Source organism: Klebsiella sp. EMBS2024 (assembly GCF_036233805.1).
Taxonomy (GTDB): domain Bacteria; phylum Pseudomonadota; class Gammaproteobacteria; order Enterobacterales; family Enterobacteriaceae; genus Klebsiella; species Klebsiella pneumoniae.
Window position 1 is genome coordinate 1932744 of the sequence record NZ_JAZARW010000001.1, and the last position, 7819, is coordinate 1940562.

Below are 7819 nucleotides of genomic sequence, written 5' to 3' on the forward strand. Positions count from 1 at the left end.
CAATCGCAGGGCCATCTTAACCTGCGCAGCCTCAACCCAGCCATCGCACTTCCTTGTCAATTTAATATAAAGTTAAATTTCGATATTAAAATTTCACAAACCGATAAAACATTACAATAACAAATACGAAAAACAGGGGAACAAGCCAGAGAGGCGTCTCTGGAAAAAAGAGCCCTTGCGCNACGGCGAAGAGGATGGTCAGTACAGCTGGGCCATAATATGAAATTAACGACCTGAATATTCTTCGCAGCAATCTTTTAATAAGATTCATCATAGTTATCGGATCATCCTGGTAATGATGTCTGTAATACCCTCATTCGATGCCTGTCCTGCTGTAACCGTCTCAGACTTCAGAAATAGTGCCTATCAGAAAGTACATCATTCACAGCTTATGTGTATAAAGGTCCGAATAATACGTCGGTTCAGAAACATAAGGACATGACTTGTGTATGTCTACGCAATCTTGTTTTTATTGAGGGAACCGACGCCGCATAAACCGCGGCTGATTTACTTTTTGCCCGTCTGGCGGCAAGATCCGGCATAATGCACCGCTGTCGCAGGACGGCCGTGTCACCGGCAGTCGTGACAGCGAACCATTCGACAGGAAAACGCATGAAGCCAAAACAAGCGGACATTCTCCGCCACGCCAGCACGCTGTTTAATCGCGAAGGATATCAGTCGCCCAGCATCGAGCGGATTGCTGAACATGCTGGCATCTCCAAAATGACCTTCTACCGCTATTACGCCGATAAAGAGGCGCTCATTCTGGCTATCCTCAAGCAGAAAGAGAGCGAATTTATGCAGGATTTGGCGCAGATCACCGCGGATAAAGCCAGCGCACGGGAAAAGCTGTTCGCCGTGTTCGACTACTACCATCGCTGGTTTACCTGCGAAACGTTCCACGGCTGCATGTTTACTCGCGCGCTGTTTGAATATGGCGCGTCATCGCCGGCGATCCGGGAGCAATGCTCCCGATTTAAGTCGCTCCTCTGGCAGTTCTTCCGCGATATCCTCCTGCAGGTGTTAAAACCGGAACCTGCCGAGCGGGTGGCCATGATGATGGTGATGCTCATCGATGGCGCCATCGCCGCCCAGCAGGCCGAGTCCGCCGAATGCCGGGAGATCCCGCCAGGGGTGACCGCCTGGAGCGCGGCCAAAGCGCTTATTTACTCAGAAGGCGGTACGCTGTGAGATGATAAACTGCCGCCCAGCGACTGCAGGGCCGCCAGCAGACAATCATAGTAATCGTTGCAGGTTTGCAGACGCAGCGCGGCGCCAAAGAAGACCTCCTCCATCGCCGCCGGATGTTTTTTGCCAATCGGCACAATCACATTGTTCAGCCAGCCATCCGCATGACCGATGTCGACCGTGATATGTTCGGCATAGTAATGCACGTCGCGCTCGGAAAGCCCAATCCGCCGACAGCCCGCCACCAGTTTTTCATACTGCGGCGGGTCGAGCAGCTCGGTCATCGCCATCACGCCCAGCGATTTGTAGTAATGCTGACGGTTTACGCCGCCCAGCATAAAGGCGTTATACCCGGCCAGCCCCTGCCACTCGTACAAATGGGCAAAATGATTGTCCGGTAAGGCGATATTTCGCCGCTTCAGTAAATCTTTATACAGATTAACGTGGGTGATCTCGGTGCTGCCCTGGCCTATCTCATCCCACAGATTTTGCGCAATCTCAGCGCGGGTTTCCGGCAGCGAGCCCACCAGCCCCATCGCCACCAGATCGAAGAAAAGCAGATTGAGGGCGCTGTCGCTTTTGAAGAAATAGTCGATTTGCGCCGCAGAGGCCTCGCTGGCAAGGAAATCGAACAGCGGATGATGAGACGCCGGGTGCTGCTGGCATAAGGCGCGCAGTTCGTCGACGATATTGCCGGCGTTAAGCATTGGTCTCTGGTGGTGGAAGCGTTTGCTTTCCGCCCGCAGCCACTCAGACTCGATGTAATTTCTGATCCCGGAAAGCAGNGGATGAAACTGATTGGCGGCCGCTGGCGAGAGCGGGTCGGCAAGCCAGGACTGATAGAGAATGAACAGCGCGTGGTGCGCACGCTTTTTGGCCTGTGGATCGTCAGCGGAGAAGGCGCGGATGCAGGTATTCTCAGTGAGATGCCAGGCTCTGTCGGCCACCAGCGGGTTGGCCGTCAGCTTCAGCGACAGCGCGTTGCTGTGCAAAAGCTGGTCAATTAACTCATCCAGCGCCAGCCTGGCCATCACCGCGGTCTGGTCGCTTCCAATCACCCCATTATCTGTGTTACGCATGATTTATCCCTGTGAAATACATGGCTACTATACGGTATAGTACCGTCCATGATGCGGCAACGTAAATTTCACACTCGCTTTCAATTTACTGTTTATTAAAGAATTTAAATGAATACAATAAAAACCACTAAAATATTATTGATATTATAAAAACAATAACATTACCATTCAGTACAGTGACAAACGACACAAGGAATCATCATGCCTTATCTGTTACTGACGCTGGCGGCTCTGTTCTGGGGCGGGAATTATGTTGTCGGGCACGTGCTGGTGCAGGGCGTGGATCCGATCCTGATGACCGAAGCGCGCTGGGCGCTGACGGCGCTGCTGCTGGGCCTCCTCTACCGACGGCAAATCGCCGGCAGTCGCCACCTGCTGCGGGCAAACGCGCCAGTGGTGGTGGTGCTAACCCTCTGCGGCCAGGTCAGTTTCCCGCTCACGCTCTATATTGGCCTGCAAACCACCTCCGCGCTCAACGCCGCCATCTATATGTCCGCCACGCCGAGCATGGTACTGTTGATTAACCGACTGTTTTTCCGCGATCCGGTATCAGGGCGTAACTGGCTTGGAGTGGCTTTTAGCACCCTCGGCGTGATGATCCTCTTATTTCAGGGAAATCCGCTGCACGCCGCCTCTCTGCACACCTTTGCCATCGGCGACCTGTGGGCGATGGGGTCGGCGCTGAGCTGGGCGCTCTACTGTTCGCTGTTACGTCTGAAGGACCGCCGTATCCCGGCGAATGGCTTTGTCGCCGTCAGCTCGCTGCTCGGCGCCCTGATCCTGGTGCCAATCGTCATCTTCTGGCTGATGCGCCACCCGGCGCAGGACTGGGCAGCCTGGCGCGAGCCGTTTTTCCTTAGCGGCCTGGCGTATCTGGTAATTTTCCCATCGTGGCTGGCATACCTGTTCTGGAACAAAGGTATCGCCACCATTGGCGCCACGCGGGGCGAAATTTACACCCACATCATCCCCCTCTCCGGTGGGGTGTTGAGCATCCTCTTCCTGCATACTCAACCGCAGGCCTGGCATCTGTTTAGCGCGCTGTTCATCATGGTGGGGATTGGGATCTGCTCGCTGGAGAAACGCCAGGCGGCGTCTATTCGTCTGCGTGACTAATGTATGCGACCGGGCGCCTGGCCACGCCCGGTCACAAAAGTTAACGGCTGGTGGAGAGCGGCTGGTGATGTCCCGCTCCTGCGGATTGGATCGCCCGGCCTTCGCGACCAAAAAAGGTCAGGACGGTAATGACAATCGCCACCGTCCCGGCCACCAGGGCCATTGCCAGGCCGTAGTTATGCCCATGATGCTGGGCGATTGATGCCTGGAGAGTGGCATTCACCGAAGCCAGCAAATTACCCAGCTGGTAGACGAAGCCGGGCAGCACCGCCCGGGTGTTGGCCGGGACCAGTTCATTGAGCCAGGTGGGGATCACCCCCCAGGCCCCCTGGACCATAAACTGCATCAGGAACGCCCCCGCCCCCAGCGCCAGCGAGCCGCTGGCGAAAGCCCACAGTGGAATGACCGGCAGCGCCAGCAGGGCGGCGATCATAATCGCTTTGCGTCGGCCAATCTTCTCCGACAGCGAACCGAAGAACACTCCACCAATGATCGAGGCGATGTTATAGCAGACCGCGATGATGCTGACCGTTTTAGGCTCGAAGCCGTGCTGAACTTTCAAAAAGACCGGGTAAAGATCCTGCGTCCCGTGAGAGAAGAAGTTGAAAGCCGCCATCAGCACCACCAGGTACAGGCACAGCTTCCAGTGGCTACGCAGTACCGGCAGCAGGGCCGTACTCTCTTTATTCTGCCTGGCCGCCTGCCAAACCGGAGACTCCTCGACGCAGAAATAGATAAACGGCAGCAGAAGCACCGGCGCGGCGCCAATGACAAACATCCCGCGCCAGCCGAGTTGTTCAAACAGCAGCCCGTAGGCGACGGCCGCCAGCAAATAGCCGAAGGGGTATCCCGCCTGGAACAGGCCGGACATCAGGCCGCGCGAGCGGTCGGGGATCGTCTCCATCGCCAGCGAAGAGGCCACGCCCCAGATCCCGCCCATCGCCACGCCGTACAGCACCCGCAGCAGGAAAAACAGCATCAACGACGGCGCGGCGGCGGAGAGCAGCTCAAAAGCCGAGAAGAACACAATATTGAGCATCAGGATTGGTTTGCGACCAAACTTCTCCGCCGCCCTGCCGAAAATTAGCGCGCCGACGGGCCGCACGGCCAGAGTCAGCAGAATCGCCAGGGTGACCTCCTCAACGTCGACATGAAACGACTGGGCGATATCGCTCAGTAAAAAAACTAACAGGAAAAAGTCGAAAGCATCGAGCGTCCAGCTTAAAAAACTGGCTATCGCCGCATTACGCTGTCGTGAGGTCCAGCCGTGCATCTTGTCATCCCTATCCCGACGGCATTGCCGGGAGTGTGCGCGGCGTCCAGCAGAGCGAGCTGGGGTCACCGCTTGTGTAAATTGTTTGTATAGAAAGTTGCTCTTTTGTTAATTACACCCCTTTTACGACAATCGGCAAGTTTATTAGCATGCTAATTTGTTTCAAATTGCGTGTTCCCCTCACCGGTTCGGCAATTTTCGACCAGAATTAAAACCAGGTTCGCTTAAGCGAAGCGTCATCAATGCCGCATCTGCCCACAGGAAGGGAGAGAATCATGAAGAGAATTGCCATCGTCGGCGTGGGGCCGACGGGGATTTACACCTTTTATGAACTGGTGAAGCGCGGTGAGCCGCTGGCCATCACTCTGTTTGAAAAAGAGGCGCAGGCCGGGGTGGGTATGCCCTACAGTGACGATAATACCGCGGCGCAAATGCTGGCCAATATTGCCAGCATTGAGATCCCCCCCATCGACCTGACCTACCTGCAATGGCTGCAGCAGCAAAGCGATGACTGGCTGGCGGCGCGCGGGCTTGAACGGCACGCCCTGCATGAGCGCCAGTTTCTGCCGCGGGTTATCCTCGGCGAATACTATCGCGACCGTTTTCTGTACCTCGTTGAGCGGGCCCGGGACGTCGGCTTTGTGATTAGCGTTTGTGAATCCTGTGAAGTCACGGATATTGCGGTTCAGCCCACCGGGATCGCCATCCACACCGATAGTGCAGCAGACCCGGTAATTGTCGACCTGGTGGCGATTGCCACCGGCCATCTGTGGCCTGAAGAAGAGCGCGCCAGCCGACAGTACTTCCCCAGCCCGTGGACCGGCCTGATGGAGGCCCGCATTGCCCCCTGCCGGGTGGGGATCCTTGGGACTTCATTAAGCGCGATTGATGCCGCCGTGGCGGTAGTGGCCCGCCACGGCGTTTTCCATACCGAGGACGACAAAACGACCCATTTTTCCCTCCATCCAGGCAGCGAAGCGCTGGAGATCACCCTGATGTCACGCCACGGCGTGCTGCCGGAGGCCGATTTTTACTGCCCGATCCCGTGGGAGCCGCTGGAGATTGCCACTCCCGCCGCCCTCGAAGNGGCCATTGCGGAGGGTAGCGACGCTCTGTTAAATCGGATTTTTGAGCTGATCGTTAAAGAGCTGGAATATGCTGCCCCCGACTGGAGCGAGGCGATCGGGCTTCGTCAGCTGACGCCTGACAGTATCGCCGACGCCTGGTTTGCCGACCGCCTCACCCATGACCCCTTTCAGTGGGCGCAGCGCAATCTGCAGGAGGTGGAGCGCAATAAGCGCGAACACCACACGGTGCCCTGGCGCTATGCCATTCTGCGCCTGCATGAGGCGATTGAAACCGTGGTGCCGCAGTTCAACGACGCGGACAGCCGTCGCTTCCGCCAGGGCCTCGCCCGGGTATTTATCGATAACTACGCCGCCATTCCGCCGGAGTCCATACGTCGGCTGCTGGCCCTGCACCGGGCTGGCATTCTGCGGATCCTGACGCTGGGCGAAGATTATGAGCTGCAGCGGGAGCCTGACCGGACGCTGATTGTTCATCATCGTCAGCGCTGCGAATTCGATGTCTTTATCGATGCCCGCGGACAAAAGGCGCTGAAAACCCGGGATCTGCCCTTCCCTTCACTGCGCCAGCAGCTGCTGGCCTGCGGCGACGGCATTCCGGATGTCGGTGATGACTACACGCTGCAGGCGCCGGAGACAGTGCGCGGCCGGGTCGCCTTCGGCGCCCTTCCCTGGCTGATGCACGATCGCCCCTTTGTGCAGGGGCTGACGGCCAGCGCCGAGATTGGCAGCGCAATGGCCCGCGCCGTGTCGCAGCAGGCCGCCGGCCGACGGCGCCGTCTCTGGTATATCGAATAGCGGAGCGCTTAAGCGCAATATCCGAATACTGGGGGGGTGAACAGGCGTGCTATAAACAGCAACTGTCCGTCCCCTGCACGACCACGTTTAACATTTACGAGGTATTCATGAGTCATCTTTTTAGCGCGACGCGAATTGGTCAACTCACCCTTGATAACCGTATCGTTATCGCCCCGATGTGTCAGTACTCCGCCGACGAGGGTAAGGCGACCTCCTGGCACCGGATCCATCTTGGCCAACTGGCTTTCTCCGGCGCCGGCCTGTTAATTCTGGAAGCCACGGCGGTAGAGCCTGCGGGGCGTATTTCCCCGGGGGATCTGGGGCTGTGGGATGATGAAACCGAAAACGCCCTGCGCGGCGTAGTCGAAGATATTCGGGCCTGGTCGCCGATCCGTCTGGGGATCCAGCTGGGTCATGCCGGACGCAAGGCATCCTGCGCCGCCCCGTGGCTGGGAGGCCATCAGCTGGCGCTCAACGATGGTGGCTGGCAGACCGTCGCCCCTTCCGCCGTGGCGTTTCACGATGGCGATCGCGCCCCCGCTGAACTGAGCCATGCCGATATGGCGCGCATCAAAGCGGCCTTCGTCGCCAGCGCGCTGCGCGCCCAGCGGCTGGGCTTTGAGCTGATTGAACTGCACGCCGCCCACGGCTATCTGCTGCACCAGTTTCTCTCGCCGCTCAGCAACCAGCGCCGCGACGAGTACGGCGGTTCGCTGGAGAACCGAATGCGCTATCCGCTGGAAGTCTTTAAGGCGATCCGCGAGGCAGTGGGCAACACCATGGCGGTGGGCGTCAGGCTGTCGGCTACCGACTGGGTCGAAGGCGGCTGGGACTGCGAGCAGTCCATTAAGTTTAGCCAGCAGCTGGAAACGCTGGGCAGTGACTATATTCACGTCTCCAGCGGCGGTTTGTCGCCGCAGCAGGCGATCACCGTTGGGCCGGGATACCAGTTGCCTTTCGCCCGCGATATTCGCCAGCAGGTAGCCATCCCGGTGATTGGCGTGGGGCTGATCACCGACCCGCAGCAGGCGGAAGCGGCGCTGGAGAATGGCGATGCCGACCTGATCGCCCTCGCCCGCGCGGTACTCTACGATCCGCACTGGCCGTGGCACGCTGCGGCCAGCCTTGGCGCCCAGGTCCGTGTGCCGTCGCAGTATTTGCGCTCGGAGCCGCACGGCCTGAAAGGCACCCTGCTGCCAAACCGTTGAACCCACGGCGGGCATAAAAAAGGGGTATCGTAAGATACCCCTGAGCAGGATGTTATTGCGGTCCATGTGCCG

At 58.0% G+C, this 7819-nt stretch carries 7 protein-coding genes; 4 read left to right on the forward strand and 3 right to left on the reverse strand.

Annotated elements, in window-relative coordinates; genetic code table 11:
• Positions 1-85: 85 nt before the first annotated feature.
• Positions 86-274 carry a hypothetical protein gene (locus VZP09_RS08715; protein WP_002905214.1) on the reverse strand — a complete coding sequence of 63 codons (189 nt, stop codon included), beginning with the start codon at positions 272-274 and terminating at the stop codon, positions 86-88.
• Between the two features lie 338 nt (positions 275-612).
• Between VZP09_RS08715 and VZP09_RS08720 the strand changes: the two genes are divergently transcribed.
• Positions 613-1191: a TetR/AcrR family transcriptional regulator gene (locus VZP09_RS08720; RefSeq protein WP_004199932.1), complete on the forward strand. Its 579-nt coding sequence runs from the start codon at positions 613-615 to the stop codon at positions 1189-1191.
• On the opposite strand, the gene VZP09_RS08725 is transcribed toward VZP09_RS08720, so the two are convergent.
• The gene (locus VZP09_RS08725) at positions 1167-2267 is read right to left on the reverse strand and encodes an iron-containing redox enzyme family protein (RefSeq protein WP_004184110.1); all 1101 of its coding nucleotides are present in this window, start codon (positions 2265-2267) and stop codon (positions 1167-1169) included. The two genes, VZP09_RS08720 and VZP09_RS08725, sit on opposite strands and share 25 nt — an antisense overlap.
• Positions 2268-2468: 201 nt before the next feature.
• On the opposite strand from VZP09_RS08725, the gene VZP09_RS08730 reads away from it, so the two are divergent.
• A complete protein-coding gene (locus VZP09_RS08730) occupies positions 2469-3383 on the forward strand; it encodes a DMT family transporter (protein ID WP_032431815.1) in 915 nt (304 codons plus the stop codon).
• A gap of 40 nt (positions 3384-3423) precedes the next feature.
• Here VZP09_RS08730 and VZP09_RS08735 read toward each other — a convergent pair whose 3' ends face one another.
• Positions 3424-4656 (reverse strand): MFS transporter, encoded by a 1233-nt coding sequence (locus tag VZP09_RS08735; RefSeq protein WP_328795047.1) that lies wholly within the window; start codon positions 4654-4656, stop codon positions 3424-3426.
• 275 nt (positions 4657-4931) lie between these two features.
• Between VZP09_RS08735 and VZP09_RS08740 the strand changes: the two genes are divergently transcribed.
• Complete coding sequence (locus tag VZP09_RS08740) at positions 4932-6539, forward strand: FAD-NAD(P)-binding protein (RefSeq protein ID WP_328795049.1); 1608 nt, start codon at positions 4932-4934, stop codon at positions 6537-6539.
• A gap of 107 nt (positions 6540-6646) precedes the next feature.
• Positions 6647-7747 (forward strand): NADH:flavin oxidoreductase/NADH oxidase, encoded by a 1101-nt coding sequence (locus VZP09_RS08745; RefSeq protein ID WP_009485565.1) that lies wholly within the window; start codon positions 6647-6649, stop codon positions 7745-7747.
• Positions 7748-7819 lie beyond the last annotated feature (72 nt).